The organism is Paenibacillus humicus NBRC 102415, assembly GCF_004000905.1.
GTDB lineage: Bacteria > Bacillota > Bacilli > Paenibacillales > Paenibacillaceae > Paenibacillus_O > Paenibacillus_O humicus.
Window position 1 is genome coordinate 111,096 of sequence record NZ_BIMD01000003.1, and the last position, 25,544, is coordinate 136,639.

General features: G+C 59.1%; 20 protein-coding genes. 5 read left to right on the top strand and 15 right to left on the bottom strand.

Annotated elements, in window-relative coordinates:
- The first annotated feature begins 330 nt into the window (after positions 1 to 330).
- Positions 331 to 585, top strand: coding sequence for a GlsB/YeaQ/YmgE family stress response membrane protein (locus PHU01S_RS03440; protein ID WP_048745422.1), 255 nt, complete (start codon positions 331 to 333; stop codon positions 583 to 585).
- A gap of 302 nt (positions 586 to 887) precedes the next feature.
- On the opposite strand, the gene PHU01S_RS03445 is transcribed toward PHU01S_RS03440, so the two are convergent.
- The 7 genes from PHU01S_RS03445 to PHU01S_RS03475 form a co-directional block, all read right to left on the bottom strand.
- Positions 888 to 1,367 carry a hypothetical protein gene (locus tag PHU01S_RS03445; protein ID WP_127506115.1) on the bottom strand — a complete coding sequence of 160 codons (480 nt, stop codon included), beginning with the start codon at positions 1,365 to 1,367 and terminating at the stop codon, positions 888 to 890.
- 430 nt (positions 1,368 to 1,797) lie between these two features.
- A complete protein-coding gene (locus tag PHU01S_RS03450; RefSeq protein ID WP_021877772.1) occupies positions 1,798 to 2,061 on the bottom strand; it encodes an HPr family phosphocarrier protein in 264 nt (87 codons plus the stop codon).
- Positions 2,062 to 2,063: 2 nt separating this feature from the next.
- Positions 2,064 to 3,788 carry a phosphoenolpyruvate--protein phosphotransferase gene (gene ptsP, locus PHU01S_RS03455; protein WP_127506117.1) on the bottom strand — a complete coding sequence of 575 codons (1,725 nt, stop codon included), beginning with the start codon at positions 3,786 to 3,788 and terminating at the stop codon, positions 2,064 to 2,066.
- 46 nt (positions 3,789 to 3,834) lie between these two features.
- Positions 3,835 to 4,974, bottom strand: coding sequence for a mannitol-1-phosphate 5-dehydrogenase (locus tag PHU01S_RS03460; protein ID WP_048745420.1), 1,140 nt, complete (start codon positions 4,972 to 4,974; stop codon positions 3,835 to 3,837).
- Positions 4,971 to 5,408, bottom strand: a complete 438-nt coding sequence (locus PHU01S_RS03465) for a PTS mannitol transporter subunit IIA (RefSeq protein ID WP_048745419.1) — start codon at positions 5,406 to 5,408, stop codon at positions 4,971 to 4,973. The genes PHU01S_RS03460 and PHU01S_RS03465 overlap by 4 nt, the downstream gene beginning before the upstream one ends.
- Positions 5,409 to 5,413: 5 nt before the next feature.
- The gene (locus tag PHU01S_RS03470) at positions 5,414 to 7,597 is read right to left on the bottom strand and encodes a BglG family transcription antiterminator (RefSeq protein ID WP_164762959.1); all 2,184 of its coding nucleotides are present in this window, start codon (positions 7,595 to 7,597) and stop codon (positions 5,414 to 5,416) included.
- A gap of 78 nt (positions 7,598 to 7,675) precedes the next feature.
- On the bottom strand, positions 7,676 to 9,145 hold the full coding sequence (locus tag PHU01S_RS03475; protein WP_048747691.1) for a PTS mannitol transporter subunit IIBC: 1,470 nt from the start codon (positions 9,143 to 9,145) through the stop codon (positions 7,676 to 7,678).
- Between the two features lie 278 nt (positions 9,146 to 9,423).
- Between PHU01S_RS03475 and PHU01S_RS03480 the strand changes: the two genes are divergently transcribed.
- Positions 9,424 to 10,596, top strand: coding sequence for a M20 family metallopeptidase (locus PHU01S_RS03480; protein WP_246029131.1), 1,173 nt, complete (start codon positions 9,424 to 9,426; stop codon positions 10,594 to 10,596).
- A gap of 1,609 nt (positions 10,597 to 12,205) precedes the next feature.
- Here PHU01S_RS03480 and PHU01S_RS03490 read toward each other — a convergent pair.
- On the bottom strand, positions 12,206 to 13,285 hold the full coding sequence (locus PHU01S_RS03490) for a Gfo/Idh/MocA family protein (protein WP_021882216.1): 1,080 nt from the start codon (positions 13,283 to 13,285) through the stop codon (positions 12,206 to 12,208).
- A gap of 177 nt (positions 13,286 to 13,462) precedes the next feature.
- Between PHU01S_RS03490 and PHU01S_RS03495 the strand changes: the two genes are divergently transcribed.
- Positions 13,463 to 14,338 carry a helix-turn-helix domain-containing protein gene (locus PHU01S_RS03495; protein WP_048747689.1) on the top strand — a complete coding sequence of 292 codons (876 nt, stop codon included), beginning with the start codon at positions 13,463 to 13,465 and terminating at the stop codon, positions 14,336 to 14,338.
- Between the two features lie 118 nt (positions 14,339 to 14,456).
- On the opposite strand, the gene PHU01S_RS03500 is transcribed toward PHU01S_RS03495, so the two are convergent.
- The 6 genes from PHU01S_RS03500 to PHU01S_RS03525 form a co-directional block, all read right to left on the bottom strand.
- Positions 14,457 to 15,176 (bottom strand): response regulator transcription factor, encoded by a 720-nt coding sequence (locus PHU01S_RS03500; protein ID WP_048747687.1) that lies wholly within the window; start codon positions 15,174 to 15,176, stop codon positions 14,457 to 14,459.
- Between the two features lie 179 nt (positions 15,177 to 15,355).
- Positions 15,356 to 17,128, bottom strand: a complete 1,773-nt coding sequence (gene pnpS / locus PHU01S_RS03505; protein ID WP_246029132.1) for a two-component system histidine kinase PnpS — start codon at positions 17,126 to 17,128, stop codon at positions 15,356 to 15,358.
- 515 nt (positions 17,129 to 17,643) lie between these two features.
- The gene (locus PHU01S_RS03510; protein WP_127506125.1) at positions 17,644 to 19,278 is read right to left on the bottom strand and encodes a glycoside hydrolase family 3 protein; all 1,635 of its coding nucleotides are present in this window, start codon (positions 19,276 to 19,278) and stop codon (positions 17,644 to 17,646) included.
- 29 nt (positions 19,279 to 19,307) lie between these two features.
- Positions 19,308 to 20,942 (bottom strand): response regulator transcription factor, encoded by a 1,635-nt coding sequence (locus PHU01S_RS03515; RefSeq protein WP_048747681.1) that lies wholly within the window; start codon positions 20,940 to 20,942, stop codon positions 19,308 to 19,310.
- Positions 20,939 to 22,735: a cache domain-containing sensor histidine kinase gene (locus tag PHU01S_RS03520; RefSeq protein ID WP_049867015.1), complete on the bottom strand. Its 1,797-nt coding sequence runs from the start codon at positions 22,733 to 22,735 to the stop codon at positions 20,939 to 20,941. The genes PHU01S_RS03515 and PHU01S_RS03520 overlap by 4 nt, the downstream gene beginning before the upstream one ends.
- A gap of 60 nt (positions 22,736 to 22,795) precedes the next feature.
- Entirely contained in the window at positions 22,796 to 24,136 is a 1,341-nt protein-coding gene (locus tag PHU01S_RS03525) for an ABC transporter substrate-binding protein (RefSeq protein ID WP_049867014.1), read from the bottom strand.
- Between the two features lie 195 nt (positions 24,137 to 24,331).
- On the opposite strand from PHU01S_RS03525, the gene PHU01S_RS03530 reads away from it, so the two are divergent.
- Entirely contained in the window at positions 24,332 to 24,676 is a 345-nt protein-coding gene (locus PHU01S_RS03530; protein WP_127506127.1) for a PadR family transcriptional regulator, read from the top strand.
- Complete coding sequence (locus tag PHU01S_RS03535; RefSeq protein WP_127506129.1) at positions 24,676 to 25,251, top strand: DUF1700 domain-containing protein; 576 nt, start codon at positions 24,676 to 24,678, stop codon at positions 25,249 to 25,251. Before PHU01S_RS03530 ends, PHU01S_RS03535 begins: the two co-directional genes overlap by 1 nt.
- A gap of 88 nt (positions 25,252 to 25,339) precedes the next feature.
- On the opposite strand, the gene PHU01S_RS25580 is transcribed toward PHU01S_RS03535, so the two are convergent.
- Positions 25,340 to 25,513, bottom strand: coding sequence for a hypothetical protein (locus PHU01S_RS25580; RefSeq protein ID WP_021880420.1), 174 nt, complete (start codon positions 25,511 to 25,513; stop codon positions 25,340 to 25,342).
- Positions 25,514 to 25,544: the final 31 nt, after the last annotated feature.

Here is a 25,544-nt window from a genome sequence, read left to right on the forward strand (position 1 = left end):
TCCGTTTGAGCCCGCGGCCTCGCCTGTTATGTATCTATCGAACTATCAATATATCATGTTGTAGTTCGCAAGTAGCGGGTTTTTGTTTACTAGATTATTCGGATCGAACCATTTCATAATGTATATATGACTATAGAAATAGTTCTTTAGGCCTATCATCATTCTTTCGCTTCTTCTATATAGGTGGAATAGAGACCGGGATTCACGGCACGTCCGTCTGGACAAATTCCGAAATGACTCTCGGGCAGCCTGATTCTAAATTCGCGGCAGAGGTTACTTATTGGCATGAGGGAAACACGACACTGAAAGAAGAAAAGGGAGGAAATCATCATGGCATGGTTATGGGCATTGATTGTAGGAGGCATCATCGGCTGGCTGGCGGGCATGTTAGTTGGCCGCGACGTTCCAGGCGGCATTATCGGAAACATCATCGCAGGTTTTGTCGGCGCTTGGCTCGGTTCCATGCTGATTGGCGAATGGGGTCCTGTCGTTGGAGGCTTCTACTTCATTCCGGCTTTGATCGGAGCTATCGTGCTTGTCGCGATCGTCAGCCTTATTCTCGGAAGCATGCGCAGAGCTTCTTAATTGGAAGCAGCGCTACGCTTAAGCAAAATAGCGCATGAAAAAACCGCCCGGCTTGGGCGGTTTTTTCATGCACTATTGGCAGAGCGAAGCAAATTTCAACAATCCGGATGGCAACAGCCTGGAGTTCATATGCGCCGTGGAAGTACCCGAAACAATGAGGGATATAACGGACAAGCTCTCGCTGGAGCAATGGAACGAGCTGTCATGCTAGCTGATCGCTGATAGCGTCGATTCGCTCAGCTTCCTTCCGCCTATGCAGACGCTGGCTCATGGCCGGATTCTCTCTCAGGCTTGTTCCTTTTTCAGCTCCACTCGCCGGTGACAAGCCCGCGCGCCGCGGTCAGGAGAGCCCTTTTTTGAGCGGCTGCCTGAGTCTCGGTCAGTTCCCCTGCGGAGATCTGACGCTCCAGCTCCGCCTCCCATGGCTGGTAGACGCCCCGGATGACGGCGTCCTCCGCGCTGCCGGACAAGCTGGCCGCTTCGGCCGGCGTCTCTCCGTTCCTCAGCCGCTCCACAAGCTGGTCCACAGGCAGTCCCGCCGCTTGCGCGGCAGCCGCCGTCCACCCTATGCGGCTTGCGTCGATCCGGTCGGACTGCGTCTTCTCCAGCGCGGCTGCCGATGCATTCGCGCGGGAAGGGACGGACATCGCGCTGCTCATCGACAGCATCAGCAGCAGAGCGCTGGCTGCGATGAGCCGGGCTTGCCTGGATTTGCGGTCGCTCCTTGAAGTCCTCGCCGCAGCGTTGACAGCCGGGAGATCAGCTCCTTGTCTTTGGTCCACGTTCATACCGCCTTTCGCCGGCGTCCGGATGCCCGGACAAGCCGCTTATATACCTTCATTGTAACGGGCATAGGTTAAGCCCGGTTTAAGCGACTCTTAAGAAAGCATTAAATTTCGCCGGCATAGGCATCGCTTGAACGACAAGGCATTAAATTCAGTTTATTCTTTGAAAGGAAAGAATAGAACTCAAGAAAAGAATGACTATGGTCGCGGACCTGTTTGATTTGGATTTAGTGTACGTTTATTTCACCCCCTTCCCCCTTTCGGCAGGAATTCATTTTTTGAAAAGTCCGTTTATTATTCGATGATTCCATATGAAGCCGATGTCATCGAGCATCCTTCTAATGCAGCGAAATGAAAAAAAGCCGTATGGCGACAGCCGCTCTCAAGCGGCGCCGCCATACGGCCTGTATGCAATTCGCAGGATAATCTATTCCTCGTAAATCTTCGTCAGCATCGCGCCAAGCTCCTGCAGCGCCTGCTCTTCCTGCTCCCCTTCGGTTTCCACCGTGATCTCGTCGCCTGCGGCGATGCCGAGCGTCAAAAGACCGAGAGAGCTTTTGCCGTTGGCTTTCTTGCTGCCCTTATGCAGCGTCACCTTGCAAGGAAAAGAGCTTGCCTTCTCGACGAACAGCTTGGACGGACGGGCATGGAAGCCCTGCGGATGAATGACGGTGAAAGTTCCGGTTGCCATGATTATGCTTCACTCCTTAGTTGTTGGTTGACAAAATCGAGCACTTCCTGCTGCGAGTCCATGCCGAGAGCTTCTTCGGCCAGCACGGCCCATTCCTGCTGCGACAGGTGCGACACCAGCTCGCGCGCCGGCAGCACAGAGGAGGCGCTCATGCTGAATTCATGCAAGCCCATGCCGAGCAGCAGCGGGATCGCTGCCGAATCGCCGGCCATCTCGCCGCACATGCCGGCCCATTTGCCGTGCTTTTTCGCGGCTTGAATGACCATGTTCACCAGCCTCAGGATGGATGGATGATGCGGCTGGTACAGATAAGCGACCGATTCGTTCATGCGGTCTGCCGCCATCGTGTATTGGATGAGATCGTTCGTGCCGATGCTGAAAAAGTCCACTTCTTTCGCAAGCGCTTCGGCATTGAGCGCCGCTGCCGGAATCTCGATCATGATTCCGACCTCAAGCGAATTGGATACCGGCACGCCCTCGGATTCCAGCGAAGCCCGCTCTTCCGCCAGGATGCGCTTCGCTTCGCGAAGCTCGCTGACGACAGCGATCATCGGGAACATGATCGCCAGCTTTCCGTGGGCGCTCGCCCTCAGCAGCGCGCGAAGCTGGGCGCGGAACAGATCCTGCCGCTCCAGGCAGAGCCGGACGGCGCGAAGGCCGAGAAACGGATTCGCTTCCTTAGGCAGCGTCAAGTAAGGAAGCTCCTTGTCTCCGCCGATGTCGAGCGTGCGGATGACGACGCGCTTGCCGTTCATTTTCTCCAGCACATGCTTGTAGACGGTGAACTGCTCCTCCTCGGACGGGAACGTCGAACGGCCCATATAAAGGAACTCCGTCCGGAACAATCCGATGCCGTCCGAGCCGTTCGCCAGCACCTTCTCCAGATCCTCGACGCCGCCGATGTTGCTGGCCAGCTCCACCTCATGGCCGTCGGTCGTGACGGAAGGACGGTTCACGAACTGCTGCATGCGCAGCTTGTAGTCCTCGTATTCCCGCTTGCGGGCCTGATAGTCCTGAAGCTGGGAATCGGAAGGAGCCACGATCACCTTGCCTTCCACCGCATCCAGAATGACGATGGTTCCGGACTCGATTCCTGCGGCGGCAGTTCCTGCCCCTACGACGGCGGGAAGCTCCAGGGAACGGGCCATGATCGCAGAATGGGAAGTGCGGCTGCCGATCTCCGTCACGAAGCCGCGCACGTAATCGAGATCGAGCTGAGCCGTATCGGACGGCGTAAGATCGTTCGCAATCAGAATCGTCTCCTCGTCCAGCTCCGACAGCGCGCTGTGCTCGCGTCCCTCCAGCTTGCTGATGACCCGCCCGGCGACGTCCTTCACGTCCGCGGCGCGTTCCCTCAGCAGCTCGTTGTCCATCGATCGGAGCACCTCGACGATGGACGAGGACACTTCATGCAGCGCATAAGCGGCATCCACTCCATCGCTGTCGATCATGTCCATCGCAGCGTCGATCAGGTCGGGATCGTCGAGCAGGAACAGATGGGCTTCGAATATTTCCGCCTTCTGCGCTCCGAGCTTCTCCAGCGTACGCTCCCGAATGCGGTCGATATCGACCCGTGCCGCCTCGACGGCCTCCTTCAGCCGCTGCTTCTCCGCTCCGGCATCCCCGGCAGTCTTGCGCGGCGGAACCGACTCCGACTGCTGAAGGCGGTACGCCTTCGCAATCGCGATGCCGGGCGATGCGGCTACTCCAGTAATCAGTTGGCTCATGCTGAACTCCTTCTTTCTCTATCGCACTCGTTTGTCTCTGTCTGTTTTATACCCGGCTGTACTTCTCGATGACGCTCACGGCGAGCGGATGGCCGGATTCCACTCCGCTCACTTCGCTGAAGGCTGCGGCAGCCCCATCGGAGGCAATCATTTCCTGCAGCTTGGCTGCTTCGGGATCCTCCGCATAGTCGAACTTCAAGGCCAGCGCCATCACCTCGGCCAGGGAGTCCGCATGGCCGCCCTGCTCCAAAGCCCGCAGCGCCGGCCGGATCAGCCGGTCGTCCGGAGACAGCTTGCGGATCGGCGAGCGGCCGACGCGCACGACCTCGTCGGTGAGATACGGATTGCGGAAGCGGTCGAGAATCGTATCGATGTAGACCTTATGCTCGCCTTCGTCGAATCCGTAAGCCTTGACGAGCATAGCGCCCGTCTCCGCCAGCGCGCCCGAGACAAGCTTCACGATCTCCTCGTCCTGCATCGACTGCTGGATCGTCTCGTAGCCTTTGTTGTAGCCCGCATACGCCGCGCTGCAGTGGCCGGTGTTCACCGTGAACAGCTTGCGCTCGATGTAAGGAACGAGATCGTCCACATAATGAACGCCGCTGATTTCCTGCGATCCGGGCAGCATTTGCGAACGGTTGACGACCCATTCGTAGAAGGGCTCCACGGTTACGGCAAGAGGATCCTCATGATGCTGGATGGGCACGATCCGGTCGACCGCCGAGTCGGGGAATGCTGCCGCCGCCTCCGCACGCTTGGCATTGTCAGCACCGAGCAAAGCGTAGACATGCTCTTTGAGCAGCGTGCTGGCGCCGATCGCGTTCTCGCAGGCGATCACATGCAGAGGAGACGCGCCGCGCTCCATGCGCAGCTTCAATCCGTCCGCGATGCCGGGAGCGATATGCTTCAGGATCGGCACGCCGACCGCCGTCGTGACGAGGTCCGCCGAGGCGACCGCTTCAGCCACAGCTGCGGCGTCGCGCCCGTCGATCGCCGACACTCCGGTCACCTCGACGGCTTCTCCGCCTTCATCCGCGAGCGTCACCGTATAGGAGCCGCGCTCCCGCAGCGCCTTGACGAGCGTTTCGTTCACATCGGAAAAGACGACGTCATAGCCGGAACGCGACAGCAGCAGCCCGATAAAGCCTCGACCGATGTTCCCGGCGCCGAAATGGAGGGCCTTCATTCTTCCATCCCGCTTTCGAAAATCGAGATGATTTCCTCCGCCGATCCGGCAGTGCGGATCTTCTCCATGTTCTCCTCGTCGGAGCAGACCATCGCAACGCTCGTCAAAATGTCCATATGCTCGCCGTTCTGCGCGGCGATGCCGACGATCAGCACGGCAGGCTCGTCGCCGCCGAAGTCGACGCCGCCCGGAACCTGCAGCACGGCAAGGCCGGTCGATTGGATCATCGCTTTGGCTTCGTTCGTGCCATGGGGAATGGCCAGTCCGCTGCCCATATAGGTGGAGAGCGCGTTCTCGCGCTCGATCATTTTCTCGATATAGCCTTGGTCGGCATGCCCGGCGTCGACCAGCATCTGGCCCGCCATGCGGATCGCTTCGAATTTGTCGGCCACCTGTACGTTCAATTTGATTTTGTCTGCCGATAAAATGCTCATCTTCCTCACTCGCTTTCCAGTTTTGTTTTGAGATATCCGCGGAGATGGGAGGCGATCAGTTCCCTGATCCTGCTCTCCCGGCCCTCCGCGAGTGCCTGAATCATCCCGTCGTCCAGCAGCGTGACGCTGACCTCGCTGAGCACCTCGAGGCTTTCGCGCGACAGCTGGCGCGGCGCCAGCATGAGCAGGAAGCGGGCAAGCCTCGGCCCTTCCGCACCGTCCAGCCGCAGTGCCGATTCCATCTCGAACAATAACAGAGAAGGCTTAAGCACAGCGTCGGTGCGGGTGTGGAACAGGGCCAGCTCCGTGCCCGGTATGAGCTGTGTCCCGTTTTCCTCGCGGCGCAGCAGCAGATCGACGACTCGATGGACATCCTTGACCGTGTCTCCGAGCGCCGCATGCCCGCATGCGGCGCTCAGCCACTTCTCCAGGGTGGGCCGTCCGTCAACGGACAGCTTCAGCACCTTGAAGGCATTCAGCAGCTCGATGCACTGCTTGGTAGCCGCCCCAAGCTGCTCCAGTCCCGTAAGACCGGCCGCCTCCGACAGCTTGACCGCATCATCCGATAGGGAGCTCGCTTCCGGCGGTTCCCATTCCTTGAGCAGCTCCGCCGCAGCCGTATCGCCGGCAGGCGTCGGCCGGAGGCCTTCATCCTGCCAGCTCTTGCTCCGGATGAATTCGCGGAGGCGATCCGCCTCGGGCGGGGTGAGAAGCGGGCTCAGCTTCAAGTACTGGTCTTCTGGCAGGGGCAAGTCCACCGTGCTGATGATGAGGTCATAATCCGACCGCGGTATGCGCGCCGCCTCATACCAGGATGCCTGGTCGACGATCTGCAGCTGCGGGAACTCCTTGCGCAGGCGGACCGCAATCATTTTGGAAGAACCGATTCCGCTCGTGCATACGACGATTGCCCGCATGACTTGGCTTACTTGCCGGAGACGCTCCCGGGACGCCCCGAAATGCATGACGAGAAATGCGATCTCTTCGTCGGGAACCGTGAATCCGGGCAGGGCGGAATCGGCTGCCTGCCGAACCTGGCGGTACAGCTCCGGGTATTCCTTGCGTATGGCATCCAGCAGCGGATTGCGGATTCTCTGGCCTGCCCCCAGCCTCTCCAGAGCCGCCTTCAGATGGGCGAACAGCCCGTCGCGCAGCGAGCGGTCCGCCGAATAATCGGTCCCGTCCAGCTCGCTCATGCGGCGGATGAACGACCGCACCTTGCCGGCCAGCTCCAGGTCGTCCGCCGCCAGCGAGCCGGAAGAATGCGAGGACGCTCGGCGCAGCAGCTCCGCTGCATAAGCGGCTTCCGCCGCGGAATAGGCGATGCCGAGAGCTTCCCCCAGCATGCGGCACAGGATGGCGGCCGAACCGGACTCGCCTCCGGCGGCTTCGCCGGCTGCTTGCCCGGAGGCTGCGCTTTTGCGCGCATAGGCGAGCCGGTCCATATCCCCTTCGCTGACAGTCATCCCCGCTTCTATTCTTACCGCCCCGATCGACAGCCGAACAAGCAGATCGGTATAGGCCTCTTCGCTCAGCGTTTCCCGCTGGTTGCCTTCTTCCCATCTCCAGAGCGCCTCTTCCACGAGCCCGATCCGGTCCGCACCCGCCATGCCCGCAATCATCGCGTCTACCGGGTGGATCGGCTGATCGTCGCTGCCGGCGATCAGCCGCAAGTCGTCCAGGCGCAAGCGGACGACCGCTCTCACCGCTTCCCGCAGCAGAGGTTCGGAACCGGTGATTTCAACCCCGTATCCCCGTCTGCGGATAAGCAGCAGACCTTGCTTTCCCGTCCATTCGGACAGGTCGTCCAGATCCGCTCCTACGGTCGGCACGGTCACCTTCATCTCCGAAGCCAGCGAGAACAGCTTCACCGGCTCCTTGGACGCCAGCAGGCGGCAGAGCAGGTACACCTGCCGCTCATCGGAGGAGTACTCCGCCTCCTCGGGAATGAGCACCTGGGCCCGGAGAGCTTCAAGGCGCTCCGGATCCCCCTCGACGCTGAGACCCGAGCCGGCTTTGCGGCGAAGCATGATTCCGCTGCGATGCAGGAAACTCTCGACCGCGTCCAATTCCCTGTGCACCGTCCGGGCGCTGACGCGGATCGTACGAGCGATTTCCGCCACGGTGATCTCGTATGGGGGACGAAGCAGCGAATCGAGAATCTGGCGCATCCGATACGTTAGCTCCATGAGCCTGCTCCCCCCGTACGGCCGCAAAAAGGCGGTTGGATGCCGGCAATTTGCCCGCATCCACTCGCCTCAAGCCTATTATTCGTTCGTCAATCGTTTGACGAGCTCGTCGTATTCCGGACTTTTCAAGAAATTGTCGATGGAAATATGCTCCGCCTTCGGCGCTACGCCGCGAGCGCGGTCGGTAAGCGTCTTGTGCGTAATGACGATGTCCGCATCCGACGGGATGTCGCTGATCGCGGTATTCGTGACTTCGATCGGCGAGCCTGCAGCCTTCATCTTCTTGCGGAGGATGGATGCGCCCATGGCGCTGGATCCCATGCCTGCGTCGCAGGAAAAGACGATTTTATGCACTTCATCCTTGCCCTTCAGACCGGCCGACATTCCTGCAGTCGCTTCGCGAGCGCCTTCGGATGCCGCAGCTGCGGCCGAGGCCGGAGTGCCGGAAGCCTTCATGTCTTTCATGCGCTGGGTTGCAGCTTCCAGATCGTCTTCGTCTTCATCTGCCTTCTTGCTCGTCTTGAGCAGCAGCGCGGCAATAAGGAAGGATACGACCGCAGCCGTAATCACGCCGCTCAGAACCGGGAGAATCTCTCCGCGCGGCGCCATCGCCAGGTAAGCGATGATGCTGCCCGGGGACGGAGGTCCGACGAGGCCAGCGCTGAACAGGGAGAACGTGAACGTACCGGTTACGCCGCCTGCGATGGCAGCCAGAATCAGGCGAGGGTTCATCAGGATGTACGGGAAGTAGATCTCATGAATCCCGCCGAAGAAATGGATGATCGCTGCGCCGGGAGCGGACTGGCGGGCAGCTCCGCGGCCGACGAACATGTAGGCCAGCAGGATGCCGAGACCCGGGCCCGGGTTGGACTCCAGCATGAACAGGATCGACTTGCCGGCTTCCTTGGCTTGCTCGACCGCGATCGGGTTCAGGACGCCGTGATTGATCGCATTGTTCAGGAACAGGATCTTCGCCGGCTCGATCAGGATGTTGACCAGCGGAATAAGATGGTGGGCGACCAGCCAATCCACGCCTGTGGAGAGGATGTTCGTCAGGCCTTCAATGATGCGTCCGATGACCGCGTAAGCGACCAGGACGAGTCCGCCGCCGATGATGCCGAGCGAGAAGTTGTTGACGAGCATCTCGAAGCCGGGACGAATCTTGCCTTCGACGGCCTGGTCAAACTTCTTCAGCACCCATGCCGCCCCGGGACCTACGACCATCGCCCCGAGGAACATCGGAATGTCGGTGCCGACGATGACGCCCATGGTGACGAGTGCGCCGATGACGCCGCCGCGCTGCTTGTGGATCATCGAACCGCCGGTATAACCGATCAGCAGAGGAAGCAGATAGGTGATCATCGGGCCGACGAGCTTGGCGAGATATTCGTTCGGGAACCAGCCTGTCGGTATGAACAAGGCCGTGATCAAGCCCCAAGCGATGAACGCTCCGATATTCGGCATGACCATGCCGCTAAGGAAGCGTCCGAATTTTTGAACTCCTACCCGGGCACCGCCGGATGAGGAGGATGGAGTGGTTTTAGCCACGAGGTGTACCTCCCTATGGTTGTCTTCTGTCGAACGGCAAGATGGCATGAGCCGTTCGTCCTGTATTCATCCTATCCCACAACCACCGCTCCAACAACAAAATGAAAACGCTATATTGTCAGGAAGCCTGCTGACAAGACTTTATTAAACAGCCGGAATAGATCTGAATATTCCAGCGATTTCGGGACTTTGCGGCGGCTTTGCCATCCGGATGGTATACTGATGGGACAGGAATCGAAGGATTCATTCTTACATTGTTTGTATAGGGAGGAAGAACTATGCCCATAGACCACGGCATGATCCAAAAAACGATTCAGCGGCACGGAGCGCGCTGGAAGGAGATTTCTCTGCGCATCGCCAAAAACCCGGAGCTCGGCCATGAGGAGTTCCTGGCCTCTTCCCTGCTTGCCGACGAGCTCGAGCAGCAAGGCTTCTCCGTCGAGCGCGGCACGCTCGGCATGAAGACAGCCTTTGTCGCCTCCTACGATTCCGGCAAGCCTGGGCCCGTCGCCGCTTTTCTGTGCGAATATGACGCTCTTCCCGACATCGGCCATGCCTGCGGCCATCATATCATCGGCGTCATGGGCGTCGCGGCGGCTGCCGCCTTGAAGTCGGCGATCGGCGAAACCGGCGGAAGCATCCGCGTATTCGGCACCCCGGCCGAAGAAACGAGCGGCGGCAAAGTGCCCATGAGCGAAGCGGGCCTTTTCGACGACTGCGGCTTCGCGCTCATGGCTCATCCCTACCATTCCCACGAACGGTCCGGAGCATCGCTTGCTCTCGATGCGGTCCGCTTCGAGTATCACGGCCGGACGGCCCACGCGGCGGCTAGCCCGCATCTGGGCATCAACGCCCTCGATGCCGTGCTGATGCTGTTCGGCTCCAGCAACGCCATGCGCCAGCAGACGCGCAGCGACGGACGCATTCACGGCATCATCGACCACGGCGGCCAGGCGCCCAACATCATTCCCGGTTATGCTTCCGCCAAGTTCTATGTCCGCTCCGGCGACCGGGCTTATACGGATGAGCTGACGGCAAGGCTCACCGCCTGCGCGGAAGGCGCAGCGCTCCAGACCGGCTGCAAGCTCGAAGTCTCGCGGTTCGAATTCAGCTATGACGAGCTGCGGACGAACGAGGCGTTGTCTGCCGTCTACACCTCGAACCTGATCGCGTCCGGCGTTGCGGAGGATGAAATCATATCGGGCAGCGACCACGGGTCGCTTGATCTCGGCAACGTCTCTCTCCGCTGTCCGGCCATCCATCCCTATCTGAAGGTCGTGAACGAGAAACTGGGCCTGCATACGGCGGAGTTCCGGGATGCCGCCATGAAGGAGGAGGCGCTGGAAGCGATGCTGCAAGGCGCCGGCCTGCTCGCCTCCACCGCCTTGGACGTATTGGCGGATTCCGAGCTGTACCGGCGGATCCGGGAGGAGTTCGAGCGCGGGAAGTAAGCCGGCCGGGACTTGCGCCGGTGGAGCCTTGGCTGTTGGTATAGGTGCTCAGGTTGCGGCAGCGGCTGGCCTCCGGCACTGCGACCGTGTTGTGGTCCATGCTCTTGGCGCTTGGTGGTGCTCCCGATACTGCTGCTTTGCTGTGGCTGGCGCACTTGGCGCTTGAGGTGCACCAACGCTTTGATTGGGTTCACAGCACTCTGGCTGTTGGCGGTGTTCTTGGCGCTGTTACGTGTCCCAGCCCGGCGCACTCGGCGCTTGAAGGCGCTCTTGCACTACGGCCGTGCTGTGGCCGGCGCACTTGGCTATTGAAGGCGCGCCGGCACTACGATCGTGTTTTGGTCATTGTTCATGGCGCTCGGAGGTTCTCCCCCACAACGGCCGCGCATTGGCCGTTGTTGTTGGCGCTTGAAGCCGCTCCAATAACCCTTATGCTTTGTGGTCGTGGCTTGTTCCCGAGATTGCTGCTTCAACCTCGTGGATACTGTCCTGTCTACGGCCACAACATTTCTTTTTCACTAAAAATCTTAACCATCTTTTTCGTTCTTCTAGGCTTCTTCACCTTGTTCACAACGGAACGCCGCTGTATCGGACATAGGATCCGTTATTTTGAAATTAAAGGCGGTTATTGGAATTTATCGGACATACGATCCGTTATTTAGCGAGAAACCGCCTCATTAGGGTGTTTTTTCTTAAAATAGCGGAACTCATGTCCGTTAAAATTTCTTGAATGCCCAAAAAACAGGAAATAGCGGATTGTATGTCCGATAATGTTTCTTTTCCACTTCGAACCCCGTTTGCGAGTCCATGTCCGATGGCGTTACGGGTCCAATTTTGATACCATTCCGTCTTTAACGCCCATGTATCGATCAGATTTCATCCCATTAGCTTCAATTACCTTCTTGATCCAATTCTTTTCTATTTCCGGTGCATGCAACACTCGGAACCCACGCTTGATGCTGTTCCCTTTCCATCTCCCGCTTCACTCTAAGTCCGCTCCCGGTATCGTTCCGATACTCCAGCTCCAATCCGAGTCCGACTCCGACTCTGTTCCCTTTCCATCTCCCGCTTCATTCTAAGTCCACCTCCGGTACAGTTCCAATGCTACAGCTCTAATTCAAATCCGAGTCCGACTCTGTTCCCTTTCCACCTACCGCTGCACTCTAAGTCCGCTTCCGGTATCGTTCCGATGCTCCAGCCCCAATCCGAGTCCGACTCCGACTCTGTTCCCTTTCCATCTCCCGCTTCACTCTAAGTCCGCTTCCGGTATCGTTCCGATGCTGCAATTCCAACTCGAATCTGTTCCTGTTCCGTTTTGCGGACGGCAGCACTCCTTCTGATCCCCTGGCAAGGTAACTTTCCGAGCCGAACCCGACCGTGCCGATTCCGCCGCTTTTTACTCCAAGGCACTTGTCCAGCATGGACCCGACCTAGGATACACCCGATATCCAACCATTGCAGCGTATTTTCGCGGAGCCAACCAAGCAACGAGAAAGTTGGTTCCCCTTCTCCCGTTCCACGCATTTCACATCCCGCGTTCCACGCATGACGGCAATAAAAAAACCGCTGCCGAAGTCTGACGACTCCATGCAGCGGCATCTTTATTCTATTAGTCGAAGTAAACGGCTTTGCCCGTCTTGGAGGATTCGTAGATCGCTTCGAGAATCTCGGATACGACCAGCGCCTGCTCCGGCGTCACGACCGGAGTCGTGTCGTTGATGACGCTCTGGATCCAGGAGCGCGCTTCCAGCTCGCCCGGATCTTCCGAAGCGCCTTCGTAGAAGGCGACGCCGCCGCTGCCAAGCTCGATTTCCTTGACGTACAGGCGGGCGTTGTCTTCGCCGTTGATGCGAAGTCCGTTCTTCATGTCCGCACCGGCCTTCGTGCCGCTCAGCGATACTTTCGCCTCGTCGACTTCAAGGGAGTTCAAGGCCCAGCTCGATTCCAGCACGATGGAGGCGCCGTTCTCCATGGTGATCATGGCGAAAGCGGAATCCTCGACCGTGAACTGCTTCGGATCCCATGGACCCCATGCATTCGCGGCGTTTTCGTTCTGGGAAAGCTTGTGGTAGGCGCGTCCAAGCACGGCTTTGGGCTTGTAGTTGTCCATCATCCACAGAGCCAGGTCAAGCGCATGCGTGCCGATGTCGATGAGCGGTCCGCCGCCTTGTTTTTCTTCGTCCAGGAACACGCCCCAGGTCGGAACCGCGCGGCGGCGGATGGCATGGGCCTTGGCGTAGTAAACTTCGCCGAGCTCGTCCTTCGCGCAGGCGTCCTTCAGGAAGCGGGAGTCGGAGCGGAAGCGGTTCTGGTAGCCGATCGTCAGCTTTTTGCCCGTACGCTTGGCGGCTTCCAGCATGCGGCGCGCGTCGTCAGCCGTTTTGGCCATCGGCTTTTCGCACATGACATGCTTGCCGGCTTCCAGAGCGGCGATCGCGATATCCGCATGGGAATCGTTCGGCGTGCAGACATGCACGACTTGAATGGAAGAATCATTCAGAAGATCATGGAAATTCTCATATACCGCCGCTTCAGGAGTGCCGAATTTGGACTTGGCGTCTTCGGCGCGGTCGCGGTGGATATCGCAGAACGCCACCATTTCAGCCTCTTGAACTTTGGACAGGGAAGGCATATGCTTGCCGTTGGCGATGCCCCCGCATCCGATAATGCCCACACGTACTTTGGACATGAATCTTCCTCCTCGCTATAAATCCGTTATTTTGGGTTTTTGGGTGTTGATCGCAGAGGGACTCTTGATTGTGGATGCCCTCTCACACTAGAATAAGTATAGATAACAGCCCACTAAAAAGAAAGCGTCTTAATAGCGATGCTTTTATGCAATATTGGTATTGGAGGCGCTTCGGCTTTGGAAGTCTACAACGAAAAGGTTCTGTATGAAAACCCTCTCTTGTCTCTGCGCATCTTCCAGTCGCAGCGCGAGGACAATCTGCTCATCAACTGGCATTACCACCGGGAGCTGGAGCTTCTGCTCGTCCAGAGCGGCAGCATGGAAGTGTTCGTCGAGGAAGATGTCTTCAAGCTGGAAGCCGGGGACGTTGCGATCATCGGCGCCAACCAGCTTCATCGTGACCGGAGCTCGGCCGAAAGGCTGGATTACATCGTGCTTCAGTTCGACTTGGAGCAGTTTTTCGACCACAGCACGATGCCTTACATGCGCTATTTCACGGAAACCAACCACCCTCTCAGCCAGGTGAATTATATTTTCAAGGAGAATTCCTCCGTCAAGGAAGCGATCGGGGATAGCGTTCGCGAGATCCTGTCGGAGGCGACCGTCAAGCAGACCGGCTACGAGCTTGCGGTCAACATGCTCATCAAGAAGATCCTCCTCCTCATGCTCCGCAACGACAAGCGCAAGGTGCTGGCCGAGCAGGAGGATTTCGACCGGGTCCGCCTGCGGCCCGTGCTCAGCTTCGTGGAGCAGCATCTCACCGACCGGATCCAGGTGGAGGAAGTATGCAAGCTGGCGAATATGAGCTACTATTATTTCGTCAAGTACTTCAAAAAATCCATCGGGCTCAGCTTCACCGAATACGTCAACTACCGCAAGATCAAATGGGCCGAGCGGATTCTGCTCACCAAGGATCTCAGCGTCTCGGAGGTCGGGGACCGGATCGGCATGCCGAACATGGCCCACTTCTACAAGATGTTCAAGAAATACAACGACTGCTCGCCGAAGGAGTTCCAGAAGCGGATGCTCGCCTGGGGCGGGCGGAGCAGCTGATTTCCCGCCGCCTCGCATTCTATGGAGCAGCGATTCAAGCCAAAAAACCGTCGCGAGGGTCGTACCCTTGCGACGGTTTTTTTGGAGAAGCTCCCGGAATCTTCACGGCGGCAGCCTCTTACAACGAAGATCCGGCCTTCCTAGGCAGCACCAGCTTGTAGCCGACGCCGCGGATCGATTCGATGCAGACGGACTGGGCGCCCAGCTCGAGCTTCTTGCGCAGCGAGCTGACATGGACATCGACGGTCCGCTGGCCGCCGATATAGTCGAAGCCCCAGACGACATTCATGAGGTCGTCGCGGGTGATGACCATGCCCGGCCGCTGGATCAAATACAGCAGAACTTCGAATTCCTTCGGCCTCAGCGGCACCTGCTCGCCCGCGAGCACGACCTCGTAGCGGTCGGGATAAATGGACAGCTCCCCGGCCGTAATGACCTTGTCCTGCGGGTCCGCGGCATCCGGCAGGCCGCCGCCCGATCTCCGGAGCACGGCGGATACCCGGGCCAGCAGCTCCGCCACGCCGAACGGCTTGGTGATGTAATCGTCCGCGCCGTGCTTGAGTCCCTGCACGACCTCTTCCTCGGCGTTGCGTGCGGTCAGGATGATGATCGGCGTCCGGATGCCGCTCTGCCTCAGCTTGCCCAGCACCTCGAAGCCGTTCATGCCCGGCAGCATGATATCGAGCATGATCAGGTCGAAGCTCCGCTGCAGAGCCGCCTGCAGCCCGTCCGCCCCGTTCTCCGATACGGTTACTTCATACCCTTCCTGCGTCAGGTTATAAGACAAAAGCCTGGATAATGTCGGCTCGTCCTCGATGACCAGCACTTTGTGCGTCATATTCTATCGACCTCCAGCCTCGTGAGCCGACGACCGGGCATGGATCTCTCCGCCGCCCGTCTGCCGGTTCCGCTTGCGTTGCAGCATATGCGCCGGAGCTTGCGGCTCCGGCTGCTTGTCTCTTACCAGTGTACCATGCGGCGGCAAGGAAACGAAGGAAGCGGAGAAAGCTCCCTTCGTCAAGGCTGAATGACGGGCAGCTCGATGGTAAACGCCGTTCCGACGCCGACCGTGCTGTCGACCGTGATGCTGCCGTGATGCAGCTCGACCAGATGCTTGACGATCGACAGCCCGAGGCCGGTGCCGCCGCTGACCCGCGACCTTGCCTTGTCCACCCGATAAAACCGTTCGAAAATTCTCGGCAGATCTTTGCGCGGAATCCCGATGCCGGTATCGACGATCCGGATCTGCACCATCTCCGAGCCGCCCTCGCCCTGAACGAGGCTTGTCCGCACGCTTACCTTGCCGCCTTCCGGCGTGTAGCTGATGCCGTTCTGCAGCAGATTGGCCACGACCTGCCGCAGCCTGTCCTCATCCGCTTCCAAATAAATGCCCGGCGCGTTGTCCAGCGTCATCGTTATCGATTTGCGCGCGGCTTCCGACTCCAGTATCGTCATGCTCCGCTCCATGAAGGAAGCCAGATCGATCGGAGAAAATTGGAGAGGGACGCGGCGGGACTCGATTTTGGACAGCTCCAGAATGTCTCCGATCAGCCGGTTCAGCCTTTCGCTCTCGTCATAGATGATCTGCATGAACTGCTTGGACATGACGGGGTCGTCGACCGCTCCGCCGAGAAGCGTCTCGGCGAAGCCTTTGATCGCCGTGATCGGCGTCTTGAGCTCATGCGACACATTGGCCACAAATTCGCTGCGCATCCGCTCCAGGCGGCGGATCGCCGAGACGTCATGAAGGACGAGCAGCAAGCCGCCGAAGGAATCGTCGCTCTGGTAGACAGGCACCAGATTCAGCTCCAGCAAGCGCTCCTCCGGGAAATAGAACGTGATCTCCTCGTGGACGGCTTCCTGCTTCTCGAGCCCCTGCTGGATGATCTGGGACAGCTCGTACTGCTGCTTGGCCTCGCTGTAAGGCCGGCCCACCATTTCCCTATGCTCGAAGCCAAGCACCTCTTCCGCCCGGCGGTTCAGCAGCATCATGCGGCCGGCGGGATCGATCATGACGACGCCGCTCGTCATGTTGTCCAGCACGCTGTAGAGCTGCGTCTCGTTCTGCTGGATGCGGTTCATCTGCACCTGCAGACCCTCCGCCATGGAGTTGATGGCCGCTCCCAGCTCGCCGATCTCATCCTTGTTGTGGACGTCGACGCGCACGCTGTAATCCATGGAGCGGATCCGCTTGGCCGCGTCGGTGATCTGCTCAAGCGGGCTGGTCAGCCCCTTTGCGATCCGGTAGCTGACGGCTGCGGCCACCAGGAAGAGCAGCAGCAATCCGATGATGAGAACCGTCCAGAGGCGGTTGATGTTCCTTTCGACGGTTTCCAGGCTATAGGAAAGCCGGATGATGTCCGAGTGGGGATTTTCCTTATTTACCGCCATCGCCACATACAGCATGTTCCGGCTGATCGTGTCGCTGTGGCGGATCGCGCGTCCGGTCCCGTTCTGCTCCGCCTGCTTCACTTCCGTGCGGCCGAGATGGTTGTCCATCGTGGAGGGATCATGATCCGAATCCCCGAGGACGATGCCGTCCTTGCGGATGAAGGTGACCCTCGCTCCCGTCAAATCTTTCAGTTCCTTGGCTTTCGCCTGGAAGTACGATTCCGCCTCGGCCTGGGAAGCAAATTCCCAAGTCGTATTGGAATTGATGATCCTCATCTCCCGAACCATGCTGTCCTCAAGCGCCGAGATATGGTTGGATTTATAGGTTTTGCCCATCATGAGCCCGGCTGCCGTCACCGACAAGCCGATCATGAGGATAATGATAAGCGTCAACCGCATGCGAAAACGTTTCAAGCCGGCATCTCTCCCAAGTCTCTTTCTGAACCCTCCCCTATCGTACCCTCCTTGTCCCAGCGGCGCTATGGGGGTATTGTAAACTTTATGTAAAACTTTCATGCACGGGAAAGGTCGCTTTGACCGGCTCCGGCGTCGGAAACTCAGGCTGCGCAACCGGAAGCTCGTTCAGGCTATGCAGCCGGAAGCTCGTTCCGATCGCTGTTGAAGCCGGATTTCATGGATTCCATTCCCTCCCGAGGAGGAAATCCGGCTTCAAAGGCGAACGCTGCCGCTTCTGCACGATTCTTCCGGCTGCTCCGCTTCGGGCAGGTTCAAAGTCAAAGCCCCTCCATAAATAAAAACCTCAATCGACCCGCTCATCCCATGATGCTGCGCATAGGAATTTAAACCGCCTCCAGCCCATCGCCAACCCGCTCTTCCGGACAAGTTCACAATCAAATAGAGCGGTCGCAATAAAGCGCCGCTCCATAAGGGAACACGAGTGTTCAAACAGCTGATTAAAGACCGAAGCCGAACGGATATTCGGCCGAAAGCTCCATCGGAAGCCGGCCGGAAGGCTTCAGCTCGCCGGCAAGAGCTTTGGCGGCGGACTGAAGGGCTAGCGGCCGGCACTCATATACCGCCAGGTAAGCCTGGACATCCGGGAACAGGTTGATGTCGAGAGGGTTGCGGACCGAGACGGCGACCGTCTTCTCGGGAGCCAGCTCCATCAGCCGCTCGGCCGTCGTCCTCTCGAGCGGATGCTTCATCGCGTCGTAGCTGACGAAGACGATGCGGTCGAAGCGCTCCAGCCCCGCAAGCGGATCGCTGCCGCTCATGCGGCGCTCCTCCACGTTAGGCAGCCGCTTCTGCAGCTGCGAGCCGAGCGTTCCGTCGCCGGCGAGCATCTCGTCGGCGACCGATACGGCGACGATCTCCGGCCACAGGACGAGCGTGCGGCCTTCGGGCGGCAGAGGCAGCAGGCCGCCTTCATTTTTGACGAGCGTCACGGAAGCTTCGCTCCAGCGCTCAGCGGCGTTCCGATGATCTTCGGTGAAGATGCTGCGGGAAGCTTCTTCCCATGGCAGCAGCGGCTCGCCCTTGGCCAGCTTGTCCTTGAGCGCCAGTATCCGCTCCAGCGATTCGTCGATGCGGGCTTCGTCGAGCTGTCCGTTCTCGACGGCGGCGGCAACGGCTTCAAGCGCGGCCAGCTGCTTCTCCGGCGTATGGCTGACGAGCAGGAGGTCTGCGCCGGCTTCGATGGCTTTGACGGAGCCTTGGCCCGGACCGTAGAAGCGGTCGATCGCATCCATCTCGAGGCAATCCGTCACGATGACGCCTTCATAGCCGAGGTCGCCGCGCAGCAGCCCGGTCAGTACCGGCTTCGACAAGGTGGACGGAACGCCGCTCGGATCGAGCGAAGGCAGGCAGATGTGAGCGGTCATGATGAGGTCCGTGCCGGCCTCGATAGCTGCCTTGAACGGGGGCAGCTCGACGGCGTCGAGGCGCGCGCGGTCATGCGGGACGACGGGCAGGTCGTGGTGGGAGTCGACGCTCGTGTCGCCATGCCCGGGGAAATGCTTGACCGTAGCGGACACTCCCGCCGCCTGATAGCCGCGGACGGCCGCCGCTCCCAGCCTGGACACCAGCTCCGGACGGTCTCCGAAGGAGCGCACATTGATGACCGGATTGTCCGGATTGTTGTTGACGTCGAGGCAAGGCGCCAGGTTGAGGTTGATGCCCAGCTTGCGCAGCTCTTCGCCGGAGATCCGGGCCGTTTCGTACGCGGCCTGCTCCGAGCCTGTTGCGCCGAGCGCCATATTGCCGGGCATGAGGGTGACTCCGTCCACGATGCGGGCGACCATGCCGCCTTCCTGATCGATGCTGACGAGCAGCGGCGGACGACCCGCCTCGGCGGCGGCCGCGCCGAGCTGCCCGGACAGCTCATGCACCTGGCGGGCGTCCTGGACATTGCGGGAGAAGTAGATGACGCCTCCGACGCCGTAATCCCGGATGACGCCCAGGATGTCGTCCGAAGGCTGCTTGCCGTGGAAGCCGAAGATGAACAGCTGTGCGATCTTTTCCTTGAGCAGCCAACCCTCGTAAGGCTTGCCCGCGCTATCGGCAATAGAAGATGGATGATTGATGGACATAGAGAGACCCCTGCCTTCCAAAATGTAGATTAAGTCGAATGCGGCCTAGAGCCTTCGGCCGGAGGCTGGCTCAGCCTGGCCCGGAAATCCGTCGGATTCTCGCCGGTGTACTTCATGAATACTTTGGTAAAATACCTTCGCTCGGAATAACCGACTTCCTTGGAGATCAGAGCGACGCTCTTCGACGTATCGGCGAGCAGCGCCTTGGCTTTTTCCATCCGCTGCCGCGTGACGTATTCGATGAATGTCTCGCCGTAGGTCTGCTTGAAGAGCAGGCTGAAATAAGAAGTGCTGAGACCGACGCGGGTAGCCGCCTCCTCGACGCTGATGTCGCGGAAAAGGTTGCGGTCCAGATATGCCCGCGCCTCCGCGATCGTCCGCTCCGAATGCTTCTTCTTGTCGCTCGATCCCGCAAGGCCGGCGTCCGCCGTCTGGCGGATGACGCCCATCAGGTCCTTGGCGCTGATCCTCCGGTCCAGCTTGCGCCACAGCGCGTCTTCCTGCTCCTTGCCGAGCAGCTGCATGTCCTTCATCTCCCTCATGAGATGGAGAGCGAAGTAGTGCAGAACGGGCTTGGCTCTGCCCAGCTCAGGCGTGCTGAGAGTCTGCAGATGGGCGGACAGCTGCCGGATGACCTCATGCACTTCGCTGGACGATCCGCCCTTCATCGCCTCCAGGATCCGTTCGGAGTTCGCCCACAGCTCCTCGTGGGAAGTGTCCCTCTCCACGCTGTCGTCGGTGAAGAATCGGATGCGCTCCGCCTCGGGATCCAGCTGCATGGAGCGGTGGACCCGCTTGTAGGCGGCCGACAGCCCCTTGAGTGGAACCGGCTCATGCCAGATGCCGGCATGGAGATTGAGCTTCACATGACGGCTGACTTCGCCGAGCAGCTTCTCGGTCCTCTCCGCCATGACATTGAGATCCAGCCGCGAGAGATGCGTCTCCAGCAGCAGGCACCATTCGCCGTCCCGCATCTGGATGACGGCATTCCGTATGCCGCTGCGGCGAAGCGCTTCCCGGACGACGTTGCTCACGGCGAAGTTCCAGAGCTTGCGCTCCTTGTCGTTCCACTCCCTCCAGTCCTTCGCCTCCTCGGATCCGGCGTCGAGATCGAATACGATCAGGATGTAGCTGCGTCCCGCCGGCTCAAGCTCGTCCTCGGCCATGAGCCAATGGTTATGGGACACGTCCGTATAATCCTTCAGCACGTCGAACAGCACTTTCTCATTGGCGAGATCCATGACGGCATCCAGCCTCTGCCGCTCGCTCTGCAGCTGCTTCATGCGGGTGCGCCGCTGGTTCATGACCCGCGCGATGACTCCGGTCAATTCGTCATAAGGAATCGGCTTCAGGATATAATCCTGGACTCCATACTGGATGGCGGTACGGGTATAGCTGAAGTCCTGATAGCCGGACAGCATGATGATGTCCAGATCCATGCCCGCTTCGCGGATCGTCCTCACGAGCGTCATTCCATCCATCACGGGCATGCGGATGTCGCACAGGAGCAAATCCGTGTCGCCGTCCTGGAGAAGCTCCAGAGCCTCCCTCCCGTTCTTTGCCGTGGCAGCCACCTGGAGCCCGAGCATCTCCCAGGGGATGACCTTCTCCAGATTGCGTGTAATATGCGGTTCGTCGTCGACGATCATGACCTTTCCCGTCATGCCTGTTCCCCCCTATTGCGCGGAATGGTGCACCGGATGGTCGTTCCCTGTCCGGGGCTGCTGCATATCATCATGCCGTAGCCGGGTCCGTAATGGATCCGGAGCCGGTCCGCGACGTTGCGCAGGCCCAGGCCGCCCCTCTCCCCATCCTCCATCGGACTCCATTTTTCCTCTTTCCTGCCCTCTGCGATCCGGCTCATCGCTTCCCCGTCCATGCCGATGCCGTTGTCGGCCACTTCAAGGACGATGCTGCCGGAAACGACGCTCACGGACACCCGGATCATGCCTGCGTGCTCCAGCCCGTCAAAGCCGTGCTGGATGCTGTTCTCGACGAGCGGCTGCAGGGTCAGCTTGAGAATCCGGTATTCCAGCGCCTCCTCATCGACATCCAGCTCGTAATGGAACAGATCCTCGAAGCGGTACTTTTGAATTTCCAGATAGCTTCGTACATGCTCCAGCTCCTCCTGCACCGTAATCTCTTCCTTATGGTGCATGCTCGTCCTCAGCAGCCGGCTGAGACGATGGACCATGAGCATGATCTTGGCGCCTTCGTTCTGCGCAGCCAGCGCATTGATGGACTCCAGCGTATTGAACAGGAAGTGGGGCTTGATCTGCGCCTGCATGAGCATCATTTCGGCACGCTGCTTGCGCACCTGCTCCTCCCTCACTTCGGTCAGCAAGCCTCCCAGCCTCTCGGTCATGCTGTTGAAGCTGCTCCCGAGCAGCACCGTTTCGTCCTTGCCCTGCACCGGAACCCGGATATCCAGCAATCCCTGCTCGACCAGACGCATTTTGCGGACGACGCGGATGATCGACTTGGCCACGCGGTTGACGAAGAAGACGTTGAACAGAATCGCCGACAGCAGGCATAAGCCGGTGATCAGGCTGATCCATTTGACGAAGTTGACGTTCTCGCTCATGAGGGAATTCCAGGGCTTGGCCGATACGAGCATCCAGTCGTTGATGCCGAGCCAATAAGAGGAGGTCAGGCTGTCGACTCCCTGGAACTTGGCCCGCTCGCTCGCGTAGGGCTGATCAGCGCTCGAGGGCAGATAGCTCTTCCCGTCCAGCACTTGTCCGGCAAGCTTCGTCTCGCTGTCGAGCAGCACGAGGCCGCGCTGGTTGACGATGTAATACCTGGAGCCGTCCGAGAGGCTGCCCCGGAAGTTCGTCAGGATGTCGTCCACGCCGGACGACTTGAACTGGGTGACCATGATGCCCAGATTGTCCAGGCTGTCCCTGTCCTTCACGACGCGCATCTGGGTGAACAGCGAGTATTCCTTGCCGGTCAGCTCTTCCTGTTCATAAGGTCCGATCCAGAGCGGCTTGGCGTTGAGGCGCTCCGCCTTGGCATAGGAAGGATGGAATTTGAGCCGCTCGTACGTGACGGGCTTGAACGTCGTGGGATCGTTGCGGGTGGAGCGGAACAGCGCCCCGTTGTTCGCATACAGGATGATGTAGCTCATCGCCGGATTCTGGAACAGCAGCTCGCCCATTTCCTTTTCCGCCTGCCCTTTGGCGATCAGGGAGCTGGCGCCGCCGTTCGGATCGGCGTTGAGCTTGAGCGTTTCCTGCACGACGGAGCTCGTCAGGCTCGCATCGGTAAGACGGTTCATCTCATCGAAAAAATTGCGGATGTTGCTGCCGACCGCATGCATCGTCATCTCGGTCTGCTCGTTGTACTTTTTCTCCAGGAGATGCTCGTAATAGAGGAAGGATACGACCCCTGAAGATGCGACGGGCACTACGATCAGAAGGATGAAGGCCAGCAGCAGCTTAGGTCTTAGATTCACAGCCTGTCGAACCCCTCTCTTGTCAGCTCGCGTCCATGATCGGTCGGGAAGGCCGCATCTTCATTTCTCGTCGCGCAGGACGCTGTCCTGCACCGCCTGAATTTCCGCCGCCACGGCTTCGGGGGAACGGATCTGCCCGATCAGCTCCTGCAGCCCGATGCCGACCTTCGTGTTGATCTTGTACGGCATGTAGTAGTCGAACGCCCGGAACGTGGACGGCGCATTGCCCACGACTTGGAGAACTTCGGATATCAGCGGATCCACGCCGGAAAAATCGCTGAGCTTCATGGAAGGAAGCGTCTTGTCCTCCAGCAGGATCCGCTTCTGGTTCGCTTCATTGAAGTAGCTGCGGATGAAGCTGGTCACCATGGCGATCTGATCCTGGGACAGGGTGGACGAAAAGCCGAATCCGTTGGAGTATCCGGTATTGAGCGCATGCAAGTCTCCCGCTCCTCCCGGAATCGACGGAAAAGAGAAGTAGCCGAGATCGTTCTTGTACGGGCCTGCGTTGTCGCCGGTCAGTGCCGCCAGATCCCAGGTGCCGGTGAACAGCATGGCCGCTTTGCCGTAGAGCAGATCCTTGGCCTGCTGCTTGTCGGACTGGCTCAGCGCGTCGGCAGGAAAATAGCCTGCCTTGACGATTTCGGAATAGGCGCGGAAGCTCGCCACCATGTCCGGATCCGTCCATTTGTCCGTGCCGGCCGCGATCCGCGCCAGCTTGTCCGTGCCGGCGTACCGGTCCATGATCGTGTTCCACATCATGCCGGCGATCCAGGGATCCTTGGCGGACAGCGCGAACGGCGTATACCCGCCCTTTTTGATTTTGTCCGCAGCCTGCATGAGCTCGTCCCAGGTAGTCGGAATGTCCAGTCCGAGCTCCTTGAAGATGCTTTTGTTGTAATACAGCGCTTCGCTGTAGCCGCCGAAAGGAAGGCCGTATACCTTGCCGTCGACCGTGAACTCCTCCAGGCTCTGGAATTGGCTCTCGATGCCCAACTCGCGGATGATCGGAGTCAGATCCAGCAGACGCCCGGCTTTTACGTACAGCCTGACGTCCGAGCCTCCGAAGATCTCAAATATATCGGGAGTTGTCCCGGTAGCCATCTCGGCCTTGAGCTTCTGGTCCCGGTTGATGATCTCGTCGATGCCTTCAAGCTGGAATTTCAAGCCCGGATTGTCCCTCTCCGTCTCGCTCACGACATCCTGGAGGATTCTCAGCCTGGCCTTGGCGGACTCCTTGATCTGGGTATGCCTCAGAGTCAGCGTCACCGGCCCGGAAGGGCTGCCCTGGGGGACGGAAGGATCGGCAGCGGGCTTGTTAGCGCCCGATTCATTGAAGCAGCCTGCCGAAGGAACCAGCATGACGGCCGCCAGCGCCGCGCAGGCAAAGCGTTTGATCATGGAATGACCTCCCGGATCTCTATGACTCTATTATAGACGGAAGGCCCGCCCCGTTGCAGGATGAAAAATAAACTGTCAAGGGATACAATTCTATTCGATTTCCGCCGCTGCGCTCGTAAATTCAGCCTGTTTTCAATCACCTACCTTGCGCTGCACAGTACCTTGTAGTAACATGTTCCCTGAGGAGTGGTCGGCATGGAAATATCGGAATGGAATTCCCAGGTACGGAGGGGGATTCTGGAATTTTGCATTTTGCTGTTGATCAGCGGCAATCCCCGGTACGGGTACGAGCTGGTGACTCTCCTGAACAAATGGGAACCGCTCGCCATCACCGAAGGAACGCTCTATCCCCTCCTGAGGCGGATGCTGAAAGAGAACTACCTGGAGTCCTTCTGGCAGGAATCGGAATCCGGACCTCCGCGCAAGTACTACAGCCTGACCGATGCTGGACGCATGCTCATGCATGACATGTCGGCCGAATGGGGCAAATTCGCGGCCGCCATTCATCAAATCCAACTGCACCGAGGAGATGAAGCTTAATGAGTCCGCAAGGAAGAGCTTACCTGGACCGGTTCCATCAGCTGCTCAGCGGCATTCCCGATGAAGAAAAGCTTGACGCCGTGAGAGAGATCGAAAGCCACATCGCCGAGGGAATCGCCCATGGCCGGCGGGAATCCGAGGTTCTGGCCCGGCTCGGCGACCCCCGCAAGCTCGCCAGAGCTTACCGGAGCGAATATATCATGGGCCGCGGCTCGAACCGATCCTTCCGGGATATGCTTGCCATGGCCGGATTCTACTGCACGACGGGACTGCTCAGCATCATGGTGATTCCGACGCTTGCGACCATCGCATACGGATTTGGGTTGTGCACGGTCCTCGCTTTGCTGGCGGGAATTATCCGCTCGTTCGGACAGACGTGGATTTCCATGTCCATCTATCCAGGCGTCGAAATCCCGACCCAATGGAGCATGGCCTACGCGATTGTATTGGCGGGAATAACCGGCTTCATCGCCTATATCAGCCGAAAGTACCTGCGCAAGTACATGATTTTCCTGTCGGCAAGCTACAAGAAGATCATGCCTGACAAAGCCCCCGATTCCGATTTCGGAGTCTGAACGACCCGTTATGCCGTCAGATTCCTCATTGGATCGAGACGACGCGAAAAAAAAGCCCGCCGGAAGGCGGGCTTTTGATTGCTATCGGTCATTTCCTCATGCCCTGCACAGAGCTGCGGACCGCTTCGTAAAAAGCAGCCCATGCTTTCTCGGGGCCGGCTTCCTCCGCCTCGCGGCGCGTCTCCCCGGAAGCTGCATCTTCTGAGGAGAGCGGACGGCCCGCCTCTGCTTCCGGAATTCCGGAACGGATGTAATCCTTCATCCCTTAACTTCCTCCCTGCCCTCGATGATCC

Excerpts from the sequence above, each read along its gene's own strand:
- PHU01S_RS03440 (WP_048745422.1), top strand. The coding sequence starts at position 331 with ATGGCATGGTTATGGGCATTGATTGTAGGAGGCATCATCGGCTGGCTG.
- PHU01S_RS03450 (WP_021877772.1), bottom strand. The coding sequence starts at position 2,061 with ATGGCAACCGGAACTTTCACCGTCATTCATCCGCAGGGCTTCCATGCC.
- ptsP (WP_127506117.1), bottom strand. The coding sequence starts at position 3,788 with ATGAGCCAACTGATTACTGGAGTAGCCGCATCGCCCGGCATCGCGATT.
- PHU01S_RS03460 (WP_048745420.1), bottom strand. The coding sequence starts at position 4,974 with ATGAAGGCCCTCCATTTCGGCGCCGGGAACATCGGTCGAGGCTTTATC.
- PHU01S_RS03465 (WP_048745419.1), bottom strand. The coding sequence starts at position 5,408 with ATGAGCATTTTATCGGCAGACAAAATCAAATTGAACGTACAGGTGGCC.
- PHU01S_RS03470 (WP_164762959.1), bottom strand. The coding sequence starts at position 7,597 with ATGGAGCTAACGTATCGGATGCGCCAGATTCTCGATTCGCTGCTTCGT.
- PHU01S_RS03480 (WP_246029131.1), top strand. The coding sequence starts at position 9,424 with ATGCCCATAGACCACGGCATGATCCAAAAAACGATTCAGCGGCACGGA.
- PHU01S_RS03490 (WP_021882216.1), bottom strand. The coding sequence starts at position 13,285 with ATGTCCAAAGTACGTGTGGGCATTATCGGATGCGGGGGCATCGCCAAC.
- PHU01S_RS03500 (WP_048747687.1), bottom strand. The coding sequence starts at position 15,176 with ATGACGCACAAAGTGCTGGTCATCGAGGACGAGCCGACATTATCCAGG.
- pnpS (WP_246029132.1), bottom strand. The coding sequence starts at position 17,128 with ATGCGGTTGACGCTTATCATTATCCTCATGATCGGCTTGTCGGTGACG.
- PHU01S_RS03510 (WP_127506125.1), bottom strand. The coding sequence starts at position 19,278 with ATGTCCATCAATCATCCATCTTCTATTGCCGATAGCGCGGGCAAGCCT.
- PHU01S_RS03515 (WP_048747681.1), bottom strand. The coding sequence starts at position 20,942 with ATGACGGGAAAGGTCATGATCGTCGACGACGAACCGCATATTACACGC.
- PHU01S_RS03525 (WP_049867014.1), bottom strand. The coding sequence starts at position 24,136 with ATGATCAAACGCTTTGCCTGCGCGGCGCTGGCGGCCGTCATGCTGGTT.
- PHU01S_RS03530 (WP_127506127.1), top strand. The coding sequence starts at position 24,332 with ATGGAAATATCGGAATGGAATTCCCAGGTACGGAGGGGGATTCTGGAA.
- PHU01S_RS03535 (WP_127506129.1), top strand. The coding sequence starts at position 24,676 with ATGAGTCCGCAAGGAAGAGCTTACCTGGACCGGTTCCATCAGCTGCTC.
- PHU01S_RS25580 (WP_021880420.1), bottom strand. The coding sequence starts at position 25,513 with ATGAAGGATTACATCCGTTCCGGAATTCCGGAAGCAGAGGCGGGCCGT.